The organism is Sandaracinobacteroides sp., from assembly GCF_057137845.1.
Genome location: NZ_DBNHFX010000130.1, coordinates 1 through 13,965, shown reverse-complemented (window position 1 = coordinate 13,965; position 13,965 = coordinate 1). Strand labels below are relative to the sequence as shown.

The window sequence follows — 13,965 nt, the reverse complement described above, 5'->3', positions numbered from 1 at the left end:
TTGCGATGCCGCTGTTCCCGATCGATGAACTGGAAGCCCTGCTGATCCTGAAGGCGTCGAACGCGCAGGCCGTCAGCTATGGCGCAGTGTTCCAGTGGTTCGGGATGCCGTTTCAGCGCTTTCAGGTGGGGCAGCTCTGCGCCGCCCTGTCCGAGGTGGACAGCCGCCAGCGCGCGACACAACGGCCCGAACTGGCAAGCCTCGTCGTGCGCGCGTCAGACGGGCTTCCGGGGCAGGGCTGGTGGCTGTCGCTGCCGCAGGGCGAATGGAAGGGCCTGTTCGTCGGCCCCGAGGCGGCGGCGTTCGTGCACGAACAGCAGCAGCAGGCATTCGACTTCTGGGCGCAGCAGGCGCGCTAGGCGCCCGGTCAGGCCCGGCGGAACACCTGCATCCCCCCCAGCAGGATCAGCAGCATCACGGCTTCGGCGAACATCGGCGGAAAGGCGGTGGGCGCAACACCGTCGAGGACGAGGCTTACCGTGCGCCCGAACAGCGCGACCGCCATCAGCAGCAGCGGCACCCTTAGCGGTGCAGGGTCCGCCCGCCATGCCCCCACCAGCGCGAACAGCCCGGCGGCCAGAAAGAAGGCGGTAAAGTCGGCGCGTACGGTGGCCAGCCCCTGCGACCCCTGCGGCACCAGGAAGAATTTTGCCGCCATGCCGGCGGGATCGAGCAGGAACGACAGCCCGACCATGACGTTGAACAGCCCGACCAGCACGATCATCAGGCGAAAGATGGTCTTCATGATGCGATCCCCCTGCATGTCGTGCGTTCCCTTGCGTTCCGGCTGACGGGTCAGGCTGCGTAGCCCAGATACCCCAGTTGCGCCGCCTTGAAGATGGTCTGGCTGCGGTTCACCGCATCCAGCTTTTCGCCGGCGTTCTGGATATGGAAGCGAACCGTGGCGTGGCTGCGGCCAAGGATCATCGAGATTTCCTTGTCGGTCTTGCCGATCGACGCCCAGCGCAGGCATTCGACTTCGCGCTTGGTGAGCTGGCAGTCGGCGGGAAGCCATTGCCGTGTGCGAAGCGCTTTCACGCAGCCCGCAAGGAAGCGGTGCGTCAGCAGATACAGATCGTCGGCATGTTCTTCGTGCTCGGCGGTCAGGTCGAGGCGATCGGTGATGCCGAACGTGGCGATGCCGATCTGGCCGAACGGCAGGTGCACCGGAATGACGATCGCCGACCGGCAGAACGCGCGCTTTTCGAAGTTCGAGAGATCGATTGCTTCGAGGTACCGGTTAGGCTGCCGGGTGCGGAACCCGTCGGCGTTCACCCAGAAGGGTTCGCTTTCGTAGCGGCAGGCGCGCGGCAGCGGCGAGGAAAGCGCAATCCGGCTGTCGGCCCACCAGCGTTCATCCGGCCCGTTCCAGCCGAACACTTCCGGCGCGAGGATCGCGCCATCCTCGTCCATCAGCGGGGTCTTGCTGGCGATGTTGTCGGCGACGGCTACCCGGAAGCTGGCGCGTTTCCATGCAATGTCTCGCAGCGCTTCGGCCGCGGGGCGGATATCCTTGACCGACATGACGGTGACTTGCGCCACCTGTTCCTTCAGGTTCGAGCCAGGCTCGACCATAGACCACTCCCAGACTACCCCGTTCCGGAACTCTCCACCCGGCGGGGACCGCCCCCTGCTTACGCACGCAACGCAAGATTGCAAGTGCGGCCGACGCCCGGTTGAAGAGCGACTGGTTGAAGGTGCGGGGGAAAGTTGGCAGGATGCAGGTTGCAGTGCGGGATGTGCCCTGCCCGAGCAAAGGTGTAACGGATGAAGATCAGCCTGCCGCCCGCCATCGCCGTGTCGTGCATGGCAATGCTGCTGCTTGGCGGGACATCCGCCAGCGCCGAGATTGCGATGTTCAGCCAGCGCAATTTTCAGGGCGCACGCTATTCCCTCGATCGGGATAGCTCGAACATGACCTTTTCGCCCCGGTCGGTTCGCACCATCGACGGGGAACGCTGGTTGCTTTGCCCGAGGGCTTTCTTTGGCGGCAACTGCATCACCGTCAGCGGCAATGATGCGGCGCTTTCGCTTCCGCGCGCCTTTTCCGGCGTCGTCCGTTCGGCCCGGAAGCTGAAGGCAGCCAAACCCGCCGAAGCGATAAATCCAGCCGAGGCGAAGCCTGCGGCCGAAGCGGCGAAACCTGCCGTGGAATCGCCCGCGATGCAGGTGGCGCCGGAACCGAAAAAGCCCGAGCCGCCGAAGATCGAAACCATGAAGGCCGAACCGCTAAAGCCCGAACCGCCGAAAGAGACTGCGAAAAAGCCGGCCGACGAAGGAAAGCCGCCAAAGCAGTAGCGTCGATGGTTGAGGCCACGCCGCCTGACCCGTTCCGCGCCGATCCGCTGCCGCAGGATTGGGGTGCCATTCAGCGCTGGGCGCAATCGCAGGGGCTTCGTCTTTCCCTGCCGCAACCGCCGCGCCAGTTCGCCGGCGGGCTTGCCAATCTGAACTACCTGGTTGCAGTCGATGGGAAGCCTGCGGTGCTGCGCCGCCCGCCTTCGGGCGCGCTTGCGCACGGGGCGTCGGATATGCAGCGCGAAGCGCGGGTGCTTTCTGCCTTGGCACCGATGTTTGCCTTGGCGCCACGCGCGCTTGCATTCTGTGCCGATGCGTCGGTGCTGGGTGTTCCGTTTCAGTTGATCGAGTGGCGGCCCGGCATCGCCATCGGCGGCAGCCTGCCCGCCGGCATGGCAGCCGCCGACAGCGGCTGGCTGGTCGATGCGCTGTGCGGTGCGCTTGCGGCGCTGCACGCGATCGACACCGGCCTGCCGGAGATCGCGGTGTTGGGCAGGCCGACTGGCTTTGCCGAGCGGCAGCTTCGCGGCTGGGAACGGCGCGCAGCACAGGCCTTTGGCGAAAGCGCGCCAGAAATGCTTGGGCAGCTTGTCGATCTGCTTGGCCGCAGCATGCCGGCCGACACCGCCGCCCGCGTGCTGCACATGGACGCCAAGTTCGACAATCTGCTGATCGATCCGGAACGCCGTTCCGCCACCGCCATGATCGACTGGGACATGGGCACGCTAGGCCCGCCTGCGTTCGATCTTGCGGTGCTGCTTTCCTATTGGATCGAACCATCCGACCCGCCGCCGACGCATGCGCTGAACGCCGTCCCCTCGCTGGTGCCGGGATGGCCGGGCCGCGCGGCGGTGGTCGCGGCCTATGGCGGCGCAGCGGGCGGCGCACCCGCCGATCTTGGCTGGTATCTGGGGCTGGCACGCCTGCGGCTTGCGACGGCCTGGATGCAACTCTATCGCTTGTGGCAGCAGGGAAGGCTTGCCGGCCCGCGCTATGCGGGCTTCGAAACCATCGCCTGCGCCATCTTGTCGCAAGCACTCGACCAGTCCGGAGAATTTGCATGATCGACTTTTCGCTGACGCCCGAACTTGCAGCCCTCGCCGCACGCACGCGCAGCTTCGTCATCGACGAGATCATTCCCTATGAACGCGATTCGCGACTGACCCAGCACGGCCCGACCGACGGGCTGCGGCAGGAAATGGTGGAAAAGGCGCGCGCGGCTGGCCTGCTCTCGATCCAGACGCCGGAAAAATTCGGCGGCATGGGCCTTGGCCACATGGAAACGGCGGTCGTGCTGGAGGCTGCTGGCTGGTCGACACTTGGTCCGGTGGCGATGAACTGCGCCGCGCCCGACGAGGGCAACATGTTCCTGCTGTCGAAGATCTGCCGCGAGGACCAGGCCGAGGAGTTCCTGCGTCCGGTGGTCGAGGGGCACCAGCGGTCGGTCTTTGCCATGACCGAACCGGGCGGCGCCGGCGCCGACCCGGCGCAACTGAAGACCGAAGCCCGCTTCGATGGCCGGAACTACAGCATCAACGGCCTGAAGTGGCTGATCACCGGCGCCCATGGCGCGCGGACATGGATCATCATGGCCCGCGTCGCACCCAACACGCACGGGCCGGACGGGCCGACGCTGTTCCTCTGCCGCGGCGACACGCCGGGAATCTCGATCGAGCGGACGATGAACTCGATCGATCGCAACTATGTCGAGGGGCATGGCGTCGTCCGCTTCGACAATCTGCAATTGCCGGCGGACGCCGTGCTGGGAGAGGTGGGTGAAGCGTTCCGCTATGCGCAGATGCGCCTTGCGCCCGCCCGCATGACCCATTGCATGCGGTGGCTGGGTGCTGCGTCGCGCGCGCAGTCGATCGCGATCGACCATGCCCGCACCCGCACCGCGTTCGGCAAGCCGCTGGGCGAACATCAGGGTGTTTCGTTCCAGTTGGCGCAGAATGAAATCGATCTGAAGGTAAGCAGGCTGCTGATCTGGCAGGCCGCCTGGGCGATGGACCAGGGCGCCAAGGGTCGCCACGAAAGCTCGATCGCGAAGTCCGAAATCTCGGAACGGCTGTTCCAGACGGTCGACCGCTGCGTGCAGGTGCTGGGCGGCATCGGCGTCACCGACGAAACCGTCGTCGAGATGATCTACCGCGATATCCGCCCGTTCCGCCTGTATGACGGGCCGACCGAAGTGCACAAATATGCGATCGGCCGGCAGTTGATGCGCGCCGGTTCGGAATTTGCTGCGACGCCGCGCGCTGACGGGCTGCCCGTCCCCTATGTAAAGCCTGCCTCCTGAGCGCGGGCGAGGGCGGACCGATGACTGGAACGCCGGCCTGGTGCGGGCAGTTCCTGGAAATGCACGTCGTTCCCTATGGCGATGGCGGCCGCTGGGAATATGTGAAGCGCGTGCGCTCTGTGCAGGCGGCAGTGGTTCTTGCGCTGACCGCCGCCGGTGAAGTGGTGCTGGTCGAGCAATACCGGCCGCCGCTCGGACGCTCGGCGATCGAGTTTCCAGCCGGCCTCGTCGGCGACGAAACCGAGGGCGAGGAAGCCCTGCACTCGGCGCGAAGGGAACTGTTCGAGGAAACCGGCTATGAAGCCGATTGCTGGGAAGCCATCGGCGAATTCGCCTCCTCTCCGGGAATGGTTGGCGAAAGCTTCCATTTCTTCCGCGCGACCGGCTTGCAGCGCACCGGGGCGGGCGGCGGCGTCGGTTCTGAGGGGATCACCACGCATCTGGTGCCGCTGGCGGATATTGCCGCTTTTCTGGCTGCCGCCCGCGCGCGTGGGTGCGCGATCGACACGCGGCTGCTCATGCTGCTGACGCTCGTCTGAGCAACTCCACCCGGATGGCGCTGGCAAGGGGCGTGCTGCGGGCTTCATCCAGTCGCGTCAGCCAGCTGGTCGGTGTCAGCCCATCGGCGGCGACGGCAGCATCGAATGCGGCCCAGAATTCCGCTTCAAGGGCCACCGACGTGCGGTGGCCCTGAATGGTGAACGATCTTTTGATCAGCATCGGTGAACTGCGGGCGACAGAACGCCCTAGTACATGTGCTGGCCGCCATTCACCGAAATGGTGCTTCCGGTGACGAAGCCTGCATCTTCGGCACAGAGGAATACCACGGTGCGGGCGATTTCGGCTGCATGGCCAAGGCGGCCGACCGGAATCTTGGCGACGATCTTCTCCAGCACATCGGCAGGCACGGCGGCCACCATGTCGGTGTCGATGTAGCCCGGCGCGACTGCGTTCACCGTGACGCCGAACTTTGCCCCTTCCTGTGCCAGCGCCTTGGTGAAGCCGTGGATGCCGCTTTTGGCGGCGGCATAGTTCACCTGCCCATATTGGCCGGCCTGGCCGTTGATCGAACCGATGTTGACGATCCGCCCCCAGCCGCGCTGGCGCATGCCGGGAAACACCGCCTTGGCGACGTTGAAGCAGCCACCCAGATTGACGTCGATCACTTCCTTCCATGCGTCGAAGGTCATCTTCAGGATGGTGCCGTCGCGGGTGATGCCGGCGTTGTTCACGGCGGCGTCGACCGGGCCGAGTTCAGCCTCGATCGCCGCCACTGCATCGAGCGTTGCCTGATGGTCGGCGACGTTCCATTTCCACGCCTTGATCCCGGTGCGATCGGTGAAGGCCTTCGCCCGGTCGTCCGAGCCGACATAATTCGCCGCGACCTTGAATCCGGCCGCTTGCAGGCCAAGCGAAATCGCTTCGCCGATCCCCCGGGTTCCCCCGGTAACAAGTGCTACACGCGCCATGTCCGCCTCCCTCTTGGTGACCTGAGGAGTGAGGCTACCGCCAAGCTTTGGCTTGCACAAGCTGCGGACGAAAGAGAATATTCAGTCCCAGCCGGCCAGTGCGTCGGCCAGAATCCGGTGCAGCATCCGGGTGCCCTGTTCGGTGCTGTTCAGGCACGGGATCGCGGCGAAATGGGTGCCGCCGGCGGCCATGAACGCGTCGCGCACCTGCATGTCGATTTCCTCCAGCGTTTCGATGCAGTCGGCGGCAAATCCCGGCGCCATCACGGCGATCCGCCGCACGCCGTCGGCTGCCAGACGCTCGACCATCGGCAGCAGATAGGGTTGCAGCCACGCGCCCTTGCCGAATCGCGACTGGAACGCGACCGGCATATGCTGCTCGTCCATCCCCGAGGCTTCGCGTAGCAGGCGGGCGGTTGCCAGGCATTGGGCATGATAGGGGTCGCCGCGCTCGGTCGTGCGGCGCGGCATGCCATGAAAGCTCAGGATCATGCGTTCCGGCTCGAACCCGAGGCCACCCAGATGCAGGCTCAGCGATTCGCGCAACGCGTCGATGTGGGCCGGGTGGTCGAAATAGGGTGCGACCGAGCGTATGGCCGGCATGTGGCGCCGTCCGCGCAGGCAGCGGAACACCTCGTCCAGCACCGATCCCGTCGTTGCGCCGCTATACTGCGGATAGAGCGGGGCGATGCAGATCCGGTCGCAGCCTTTGCCTTCCAGTGCGCGAAGCCCCGCCTCGATCGGCGGGTTGCCGTAGCGCATCGCATAGGCGACTTCGATGTCCGGCCCCAGTGCTGCCGCCACCGCCTGCGCCTGTTCGCGGCTGATCCGCGCCAGCGGGCTTTCGTTGGTTTCGCGGTCCCAGATCTTGGCGTAGTTTGCCGCCGTCCGCGCCGGGCGGGCGGTCAGCACGAAGCACTTCAGGATCGGCTGCCACAGCAATGGTGGCAGCTCGACGACGCGCCGGTCAGACAGGAATTCGTTCAGATAGCGGCGGACGGACGCCGTATCCGGCGCATCCGGCGTGCCCAGATTGACCAGCAGCACCCCCACGCGCCGGGCGGTTCCCGGCGCATCACTCCGAAGCACGGTCATCTCAGGCGTAAAGCCCGGCCAGCGGCAATGTTCGTGCGCGTTTTCCCGTGGCTTTGGCCAGGGCATTGGCCAGCGCCGGCGCGGCAGGCGGCAGCCCTGGTTCGCCGACTCCGCCCAGCGCTTCGCCGCTTTCCACCAGCACGGTGACGAAGCGGGATGGCATGTCGGCCATGCGCGCAACCGTATAGCTGTGGAAGTTGCGTTGCTCGGCTTCACCGTCGGCAAAGGTGACTTCTTCGCCAAGCGCCGCCGAAAGCCCCATCACCGCTGCACCCTGCAACTGGGCGCGGACGCTGTCGGGCGCGACCACCCGGCCGCAATCGATGGCGCTTGCCACTTCGATGATCCTTACCCGGCCGCCGACGATCCCGGCCGTCACCACCATCGCCGCGATCGAACCGAAGCATTCATGGACGGCAAGCCCGCGCGCAAAGCCCTTCGGCGCGGGTTCGGTCCAGTTTGCAGCGTCGGCTGCGGCCCGCAGCACGCGGGCGTGGCGCGGCTGGTTTTCCAGCAGCCGCAGCCGGAACGACAGCGGGTCTGCGCCTGCGGCCGCCGCCAGTTCGTCGATGAAGCTTTCCTTGACGAAGCCGGAAAAACTGTGCCCGACCGATCGCCAGTACCCAAGCGGCGCGGGCTGCGCGACCGGCACATGCACCGCGCGGAACGCGCCGACGGTGTAAGGGGTTTCGTCCAGTCCCTCGATGTCGTGGGCGTTGGGCTTTTCCGGATCGGGCGCGGCGAATTTCGGCACGTTGCGGCCCATGAAGCTGGCGCCCAGCGTCGGCACCGCAACGCGGGCCTCCCATGCAGCGATGTCGGCGCCATCGAGCTTGCCGCGCATAAGCGCCGCAACAGGCGGGCGGAAACGGTCCGAGCCGATGTCCTCTTCGCGGCTCCAGGTCAGTTGCACCGGCTTGCCGACGGCTTTGGCGATCAGCACAGCCTCGACCATGGCGTCGGGTTCCGATTTGCGGCCGAAGCCGCCGCCCATCATCGTCGGATAGATGGTGACGGCGTTTGCATCCACACCCAGTGCATCCGCCACCTGCCAGTGCGCCAGCGTCAGCGACTGGGTCGGTCCCCATACTTCGGCCTGTCCGCCGACGATGCGGGCGGTCGCGGTCATCGGCTCCATGCAGGTGTGCGCCAGATAGGGCAGGCGGTATTCAGCCGTCACCACACCGGATGCATTGCCAAGCGGGCCGTCCACGTCGCCATGTTCGGCGACGGCCTTGCCGCCCGTCCCGCGTGCGGCCTTTTCCAGCTCGGTGGCAATCCATGGCCCGGCGGCGCGCCCTTCGGCGACGAATTCCGCCTTCACCGAATCCAGCGCGCGGCGCGCTTCCCAGTTGGTCGGGCCGGTGGTTGCAACCCAGTTCGGGCCTTTCACCAGCGCCACGCCTTTGGGCGCGGTTGCTGCCTTCAGCCGACCGCTGACCGGGCCGTGCCGGATCGCCGCGAACACCATGCCCGGTATCCGCACGTCGGCGCCATATTGCGCGCTGCCGTCCACCTTGGGCGGCAGATCGATACGCGGCAGCGCCCGGCCGGCCAGCAGCCGCGACTTTTCCGGCCGCAGCTTTGCGGGCGGCGGTTCGGCCGACGGGTCGACCAGCTTCACCGCGTCGGCAAAGGCCATGCGGTTCGCCTTGTAGACGACATGGCCGTTCTGCGTGTCCAGCAGATCGGCCGACACCTCCCATTCGCGGGCGACCGCCGCCACCAGCCGCTGCCGCGCTTCGGCGGCTGCAAGGCGCAGATCATCGTGAAAGCTTCGGATCGAGGTGCTGCCGCCCGTCAGGTGGATGTCCAGTCGGCGCACCACTTCTTCGCCCACCCGCCGGACAAGTCCGCGCACCATCGGCGGCAGGCCGGCAGCGCCATCGCGCGCCATCGCCATGTTGGCGTAGGCCGGGTGAAAGGGCGCCGGCTCCACTGCCATCCGCCGCCAGTCTGCGCCAAGTTCGTCGGCGACGATCTGGGCGAAGCCCGACCAGACGCCCTGCCCCATTTCCGCCTGCGGCACCGGCACCGTTACCTGGCCATCGGAACCGATCTTCACCCATGGGCCAAGCAGCGTCTCGCCGTCGTGCGCGGTCATGCCGCCGGGGTAATCGCGCGGCCAGATCGCATAGCCCACCACCAGCCCGATCGCAGCGCCGGTGCCGATCAGGAAACCACGCCGCGACGGCAGGTAGCGGGGCTTTTGCTTTTCGCGCGGCTGCGGCACCGCATCAGGAGAGTCGGCCATGGCTGCTTTCTAGCATGGGGCAGTGATCGCGTGCCAGACCGGATGCGGCCTTGCCTCGGGCGGTGGCGCGGCGGTATCGGCCCCGCATCCTGCAATCCCTGACGGAGCAACATTGGCCATGCTGACCGGCGACCTGTTCATTGGCGGCGAACGCCGCGTATCGGAGCGGCGGTTCACCGCCCATGATCCGGTGCGGGGGCAGGCGATCGCTGCGCCGCAGTTCGCCGAAGCTACTATGGCCGACATCGCCGACGCCTGCGCCCGTGCCGAAACCGCCTTTGCCGATTACGCCGCCCGCCCGCTGGCCGACCGCGCGGCCTTTCTGGAAGCAATTGCCAGCCGGATCGAGGCGCTGGGCGATGCACTGGTCGAACGTGCAGCGGCGGAAACCGGGCTGCCGACGGCCCGGTTGCAGGGCGAACGCGGGCGCACCGCCGGCCAGTTGCGGCTGTTCGCGCGCGAAGTGCTGGATGGCGGCTGGCGGCAACTGCGGATCGACGAGGCCGATCACGGCCGCGTGCCGCCCAGGCCCGACCTTCGCCTGCGCACGGTGCCGCTAGGCCCGGTGGCGGTGTTCGGCGCGTCGAACTTCCCGCTGGCCTTTTCCACCGCCGGGGGCGACACCGCCTCGGCACTGGCGGCAGGCTGCCCGGTCGTGGTGAAGGGCCACCCCGCGCACCCCGGAACCTCGGAACTGGTTGCAACCGCGATTCTGGCGGCGATTGCCGAGTGCGGGATGCCGTCCGGCCTGTTCAGCCTGTTGCAGGGAACCTCGAACGATGTCGGCGCGGCGCTGGTGGCCGACCCGCGCATCATGGCGGTCGGCTTCACCGGGTCGCGCGCGGGCGGTTCGGCCTTGATGCGGATTGCGGCGTCGCGCCCGGTGCCGATCCCGGTCTATGCTGAAATGTCGGCGGTGAACCCGGTGCTGCTGCTGCCGGCGGCGCTGCGGCTGCGCGGCGCGGCGATCGCTGCCGGCTATGTCGGTTCGCTGACGCTTGGGGCGGGCCAGTTCTGCACCAATCCCGGCCTGGTGCTGGGGATTGCCGGACCGGCGTTCGATGCCTTCCTGCACGAAGCGGGCCGCCTGTTGGCGCAGGTTCCCGCACAGCCGATGCTGACCGCCAATATCCACGCTGCATATCAGGAAGGCAGGCGCAGGCTTGGCAGCCATCCGGCGGTCAGCCACGCAGCCGACGGGCTGGCGGCGGACGGCCCGACTTCGGCCTGCGCCGGGCTGTTCCGGCTGTCGGCGGCGGATCTTCTGGCCGATCCGTCGCTGGGGCATGAACTGTTCGGCGCGACCGGAATTGCAGTAATGTGCGCCGACATCGACGAGATGCTGGCCGTGCTGCATGCGCTGGAGGGGCAGTTGACTGCGACCATCCATGTCGATGCCGAAGATCATCCGTTTGCCCGGTTGTTGCTGCCGGTGCTCGAACGCAAGGCAGGCCGCATTCTGGCAAACGGCTGGCCGACCGGCGTCGAGGTGACGCACGCGATGGTGCATGGCGGCCCGTTCCCGGCGACATCGGACGGGCGGAGCACTTCGGTCGGCACGCTGGCGATCGAACGTTTCCTGCGGCCCGTCTGCTATCAGGATATGCCGGAAGACCTGCTGCCGGAAGCGCTGCGCGGTATGGGGGCGGCAGGCGTGCCCATCCGTCTGAACGGCGCGCGGCGCTGAACGGGGTCAGCTACTGGCGGACAGTGCAGCGAGTTCCTCGCGGATGGCCGTATGCACTTCGGCAGTGATCGGCCAGCGCCAGATCACCAGCGCCGCCAGGATAGACAGCAGCAGCGGCGGAACCACGAACAGGAACGACAGCCCGGCGATCGCTTCGTCGCTGTTGATGGCACCGGGCTTCGGATCGAAGCCGATCAGCCCCAGCAGCGGGAAAGTGATTGCCAGCGGCACTGCATAGCCAAGCTTCTGGGTGGCGGTCAGGATGGCGAAGTTCAGCCCGGTGGTGCCGGCAGCGGTGATCCCTGCACGCCGGCGGTCAAGCTCTTGCGCGTCGCCCAGATCCGACAGCATCGCCCGCAGCAGGAACGGCGGCGCCGAGATCGGAACCCCGGCTGCCAGAAACGCGATGGCGATTCCAACCGGGGCGCTTTCCGGAACCGCCCAGACCAGAAGCTGTACCAGCCCCATCCACAGCCCGGCAACGCCCGCCATGCGGTGCTTGCCGAACCGGTGCGCACCCTTCATCCAGAGCGGCGCCGAGAGGAGGCCGGTCAGGAAATAGCCCAGGAGCAGCGCCGAGGCGAAGGCCGGCTGCATCCCGCGCGCCATGGTGAAGAAGAACAGGAACAGGGCGCCGGTGATGCCGGGCACGATGCAGAGCAGCAGGTCTCCGGCCAGCAGCAGTTGCATGCGCCCGTCGGCCAGCACGCGTTTCACATCGGCAAAGCGGATACGGTGGCGTTCGGCGTCGGCGGTGCCTTCGGGCACCAGCGTTGTTGCGGGAAGGATGGTCAGCGGGATGAGGGCGATCACGAACCAGCCCATCGCGTGGATGGCGAATTCCGGCGGCTGTTCGGGCGCCAGCCTGCCCAGCGCCGGCGGAATCAGCAGCACCATCAGCGTCGCCAGCATGTTGGCCGCCGTCCAGTAGCCGAAGATGCGCGTTCGTTCGGTATAGTCGGGCGACAGCCTTGAACCCCATGATGTCTGCGCCAGATAGACCATCGACCAGCCGAGATAGAGCAGCAACAGGCTGAGGAAGGCGCCGATCGCCGAAACGCCGGGCGCCGCCATGAACAGCAGCCAGATTCCCGCCATCAGCACCAGCCCGCCCGCCAGCATCCACGGCCGGAACTGGCCAAGCCGGGTGCGGCTGTCGTCCATCAGTGCTCCGAGGATCGGGTCGATCGGGATGTCGATCACGCGGACGATCGCGAACAGGAAACCGACGGTTGTCAGCGGCAGGCCCAGTGTGCCGGAATAGTGTGGCGGCAGAAACACCACCAGCGGCAAACCAAGTGCGGACACAGGAAGACAAGGCCCGCACCAGGCGAGCAGGTGGCTCAGCTTGACCCGCAAATTCTCCCCTTCCTGATTTTTCTCTCCCGGTTCACTTCTTGCAGGAAAGGTGCAGGCGGCGCTAGGGGCAGCGCAGATGCCTGCAACAAACGAGAGCATGGGCACGTCGGTCGCGGCGCTGGCCCGGGGAGGCCGCACCAATTTCGCCGGCTTCCTGCTGCGCCTTGGGGCGCGGCTGCCGTTCCTTGTGCTGGCGGCGCGGCTGTATGGCGCCGGTGAACTTGGCCGCTTCGCCTATGCGTCGATGGTGGTGGAATTCGTGGCGGCGATCGCGGTGATCGGCCTGAAACGCGGCATCGCAGCGGAAATGGCGCACGACGACCAGCCGCAGACGCACGCGCTGGCGGATGCCTTGCTGCTGTCGCTGCTGCTCAGCTGCGTCGGTGTGGCGGTGTTGCTGCTGCTTCCCGGCCTGATGTTCCCGGCGGGCGTTTCGGTGGGTGGCCAGCGCTGGCTGGCGCTGATCGTGCCTGCGGTTGCGCTGTCGGATGTGGCGCTGGCGGGGCTTGCCTTTCGCCACCGTATCGATGCAGCCGTCCGCGCCCGCTCGCTGATCGAACCATGGGTGCTGACGATCGCCGCCACGGTGCTGGCGTTCACCACCCTGAAGGAAGACGGCCTGCTGCTGGCCTATGCGCTGTCGATGGCGGCGGCGGTCGTTGCGTCGCTTTGGCCGGCCTACCGGCTGTTCGGGTTGCCGCAGGGCTGGCGCCCGTCGATTGCGCGGATGCAGGCGATTGCGGTGCGCAATCTGCCGCTGGCGGGCGCCGATCTGGTGGAATGGGCGACGCGCCGCCTCGATGTGTTCCTGCTTGGGCGGTTTGCCGACGCGCAGGTGGTCGGTGTTTATTATGTTGCGCAGCAAGTGGCGACGCTGGCCGGCAAGATCCGCGTCAGCTTCGACCCGATTCTGGCGCCGATGCTGTCGGTTGCGCTGAAGGCCGGGCGGCCCGACGAAGCGGCGCGCCACGTGCGGCAGGTGGGGTTCTGGGTGCTGGCGTTCCAGATTCCGGTGGTGCTGGCGCTGGGGCTTCCCGGCGAAGGGGTGCTGGGCCTGTTCGGTCCGGAATTTGCGGGCGGCGCGCTGGTGATGGCGCTGCTGCTGACCGCCGAACTGGCCGCCGCCACCAGCAGCATCCCGGAAATGGGGCTGATCTTCGCACGACCCAAGGCCAATCTGCTGATCGCGGCGCTGGGGCTGGCGTTGCAGGGGGTGCTCAGCCTTGCGCTGATTCCGTGGCTGGGGGACGTCGGCGCTGCGGCGGCGTTGCTGCTGGCGCTGGCGATTGCCGGCATCGCGCGGCAGTGGTTGCTTGGCCGTGCGCTGGGCGCCCCCGTCGGCTTCTGGCGGTGGAGCCTGCTGGCGGCGGGTGCAGCATGTTTCGCGTTCGGCTATGCGGCAAGGGCGCTTCCGGAACTGCCGGAAATGCTGGTGACGATCCCCGGCACCCTGCTGTTGTTCGGCGTGCTGATCTGGCGCTGGGGCTTCGGACCTGAAGACAGG

At 67.1% G+C, this 13,965-nt stretch carries 14 protein-coding genes; 7 read left to right on the top strand and 7 right to left on the bottom strand.

Annotated elements, in window-relative coordinates; genetic code table 11:
• The first annotated feature begins 5 nt into the window (after positions 1-5).
• Positions 6-359 carry a ribose-phosphate pyrophosphokinase gene (locus AC16JP_RS07300; protein WP_484339949.1) on the top strand — a complete coding sequence of 118 codons (354 nt, stop codon included), beginning with the start codon at positions 6-8 and terminating at the stop codon, positions 357-359.
• Between the two features lie 8 nt (positions 360-367).
• Here the strand turns inward: AC16JP_RS07300 and AC16JP_RS07295 are convergent, their stop codons facing one another.
• Both AC16JP_RS07295 and AC16JP_RS07290 read right to left on the bottom strand, forming a co-directional pair.
• Positions 368-745, bottom strand: a complete 378-nt coding sequence (locus AC16JP_RS07295) for a DUF4345 family protein (RefSeq protein WP_484339948.1) — start codon at positions 743-745, stop codon at positions 368-370.
• 50 nt (positions 746-795) lie between these two features.
• A complete protein-coding gene (locus AC16JP_RS07290) occupies positions 796-1,575 on the bottom strand; it encodes a helix-turn-helix transcriptional regulator (protein WP_484339947.1) in 780 nt (259 codons plus the stop codon).
• Between the two features lie 192 nt (positions 1,576-1,767).
• Here AC16JP_RS07290 and AC16JP_RS07285 point away from each other — a divergent pair, with 192 nt between their 5' ends.
• From AC16JP_RS07285 to AC16JP_RS07270, 4 genes are read left to right on the top strand one after another with little or no spacing between them, the layout of a single operon-like run.
• On the top strand, positions 1,768-2,298 hold the full coding sequence (locus AC16JP_RS07285) for a hypothetical protein (RefSeq protein ID WP_484339946.1): 531 nt from the start codon (positions 1,768-1,770) through the stop codon (positions 2,296-2,298).
• Positions 2,299-2,303: 5 nt separating this feature from the next.
• Positions 2,304-3,362 (top strand): phosphotransferase family protein, encoded by a 1,059-nt coding sequence (locus AC16JP_RS07280; RefSeq protein WP_484339945.1) that lies wholly within the window; start codon positions 2,304-2,306, stop codon positions 3,360-3,362.
• Complete coding sequence (locus AC16JP_RS07275) at positions 3,359-4,597, top strand: acyl-CoA dehydrogenase family protein (protein ID WP_484339944.1); 1,239 nt, start codon at positions 3,359-3,361, stop codon at positions 4,595-4,597. Before AC16JP_RS07280 ends, AC16JP_RS07275 begins: the two co-directional genes overlap by 4 nt.
• A 20-nt stretch (positions 4,598-4,617) precedes the next feature.
• Entirely contained in the window at positions 4,618-5,136 is a 519-nt protein-coding gene (locus AC16JP_RS07270) for an NUDIX hydrolase (protein WP_484339943.1), read from the top strand.
• Here AC16JP_RS07270 and AC16JP_RS07265 read toward each other — a convergent pair.
• From AC16JP_RS07265 to AC16JP_RS07250, 4 genes are all read right to left on the bottom strand, one after another.
• On the bottom strand, positions 5,114-5,317 hold the full coding sequence (locus AC16JP_RS07265; protein ID WP_484339942.1) for a ribbon-helix-helix domain-containing protein: 204 nt from the start codon (positions 5,315-5,317) through the stop codon (positions 5,114-5,116). The genes AC16JP_RS07270 and AC16JP_RS07265 overlap by 23 nt on opposite strands.
• Positions 5,318-5,343: 26 nt before the next feature.
• A complete protein-coding gene (gene phbB, locus AC16JP_RS07260; RefSeq protein WP_484339941.1) occupies positions 5,344-6,066 on the bottom strand; it encodes an acetoacetyl-CoA reductase in 723 nt (240 codons plus the stop codon).
• A gap of 81 nt (positions 6,067-6,147) precedes the next feature.
• The gene (hemH, locus tag AC16JP_RS07255) at positions 6,148-7,161 is read right to left on the bottom strand and encodes a ferrochelatase (protein ID WP_484339940.1); all 1,014 of its coding nucleotides are present in this window, start codon (positions 7,159-7,161) and stop codon (positions 6,148-6,150) included.
• Position 7,162: 1 nt separating this feature from the next.
• The gene (locus AC16JP_RS07250; RefSeq protein WP_484339939.1) at positions 7,163-9,415 is read right to left on the bottom strand and encodes a xanthine dehydrogenase family protein molybdopterin-binding subunit; all 2,253 of its coding nucleotides are present in this window, start codon (positions 9,413-9,415) and stop codon (positions 7,163-7,165) included.
• A gap of 118 nt (positions 9,416-9,533) precedes the next feature.
• On the opposite strand from AC16JP_RS07250, the gene AC16JP_RS07245 reads away from it, so the two are divergent.
• Complete coding sequence (locus AC16JP_RS07245) at positions 9,534-11,102, top strand: aldehyde dehydrogenase (NADP(+)) (protein ID WP_484339938.1); 1,569 nt, start codon at positions 9,534-9,536, stop codon at positions 11,100-11,102.
• Positions 11,103-11,108: 6 nt separating this feature from the next.
• Here the strand turns inward: AC16JP_RS07245 and AC16JP_RS07240 are convergent, their stop codons facing one another.
• The gene (locus tag AC16JP_RS07240; RefSeq protein ID WP_484339937.1) at positions 11,109-12,560 is read right to left on the bottom strand and encodes an MFS transporter; all 1,452 of its coding nucleotides are present in this window, start codon (positions 12,558-12,560) and stop codon (positions 11,109-11,111) included.
• On the opposite strand from AC16JP_RS07240, the gene AC16JP_RS07235 reads away from it, so the two are divergent.
• On the top strand, positions 12,538-13,965 hold a 1,428-nt coding region (locus AC16JP_RS07235; protein WP_484339936.1), incomplete at its 3' end, for a lipopolysaccharide biosynthesis protein. The two genes, AC16JP_RS07240 and AC16JP_RS07235, sit on opposite strands and share 23 nt — an antisense overlap.

Excerpts from the sequence above, each read along its gene's own strand:
- phbB (WP_484339941.1), bottom strand. The coding sequence starts at position 6,066 with ATGGCGCGTGTAGCACTTGTTACCGGGGGAACCCGGGGGATCGGCGAA.
- AC16JP_RS07280 (WP_484339945.1), top strand. The coding sequence starts at position 2,304 with ATGGTTGAGGCCACGCCGCCTGACCCGTTCCGCGCCGATCCGCTGCCG.
- hemH (WP_484339940.1), bottom strand. The coding sequence starts at position 7,161 with ATGACCGTGCTTCGGAGTGATGCGCCGGGAACCGCCCGGCGCGTGGGG.
- AC16JP_RS07300 (WP_484339949.1), top strand. The coding sequence starts at position 6 with ATGCCGCTGTTCCCGATCGATGAACTGGAAGCCCTGCTGATCCTGAAG.
- AC16JP_RS07285 (WP_484339946.1), top strand. The coding sequence starts at position 1,768 with ATGAAGATCAGCCTGCCGCCCGCCATCGCCGTGTCGTGCATGGCAATG.
- AC16JP_RS07290 (WP_484339947.1), bottom strand. The coding sequence starts at position 1,575 with ATGGTCGAGCCTGGCTCGAACCTGAAGGAACAGGTGGCGCAAGTCACC.
- AC16JP_RS07240 (WP_484339937.1), bottom strand. The coding sequence starts at position 12,560 with ATGCTCTCGTTTGTTGCAGGCATCTGCGCTGCCCCTAGCGCCGCCTGC.
- AC16JP_RS07295 (WP_484339948.1), bottom strand. The coding sequence starts at position 745 with ATGAAGACCATCTTTCGCCTGATGATCGTGCTGGTCGGGCTGTTCAAC.
- AC16JP_RS07265 (WP_484339942.1), bottom strand. The coding sequence starts at position 5,317 with ATGCTGATCAAAAGATCGTTCACCATTCAGGGCCACCGCACGTCGGTG.
- AC16JP_RS07275 (WP_484339944.1), top strand. The coding sequence starts at position 3,359 with ATGATCGACTTTTCGCTGACGCCCGAACTTGCAGCCCTCGCCGCACGC.
- AC16JP_RS07250 (WP_484339939.1), bottom strand. The coding sequence starts at position 9,415 with ATGGCCGACTCTCCTGATGCGGTGCCGCAGCCGCGCGAAAAGCAAAAG.
- AC16JP_RS07270 (WP_484339943.1), top strand. The coding sequence starts at position 4,618 with ATGACTGGAACGCCGGCCTGGTGCGGGCAGTTCCTGGAAATGCACGTC.
- AC16JP_RS07245 (WP_484339938.1), top strand. The coding sequence starts at position 9,534 with ATGCTGACCGGCGACCTGTTCATTGGCGGCGAACGCCGCGTATCGGAG.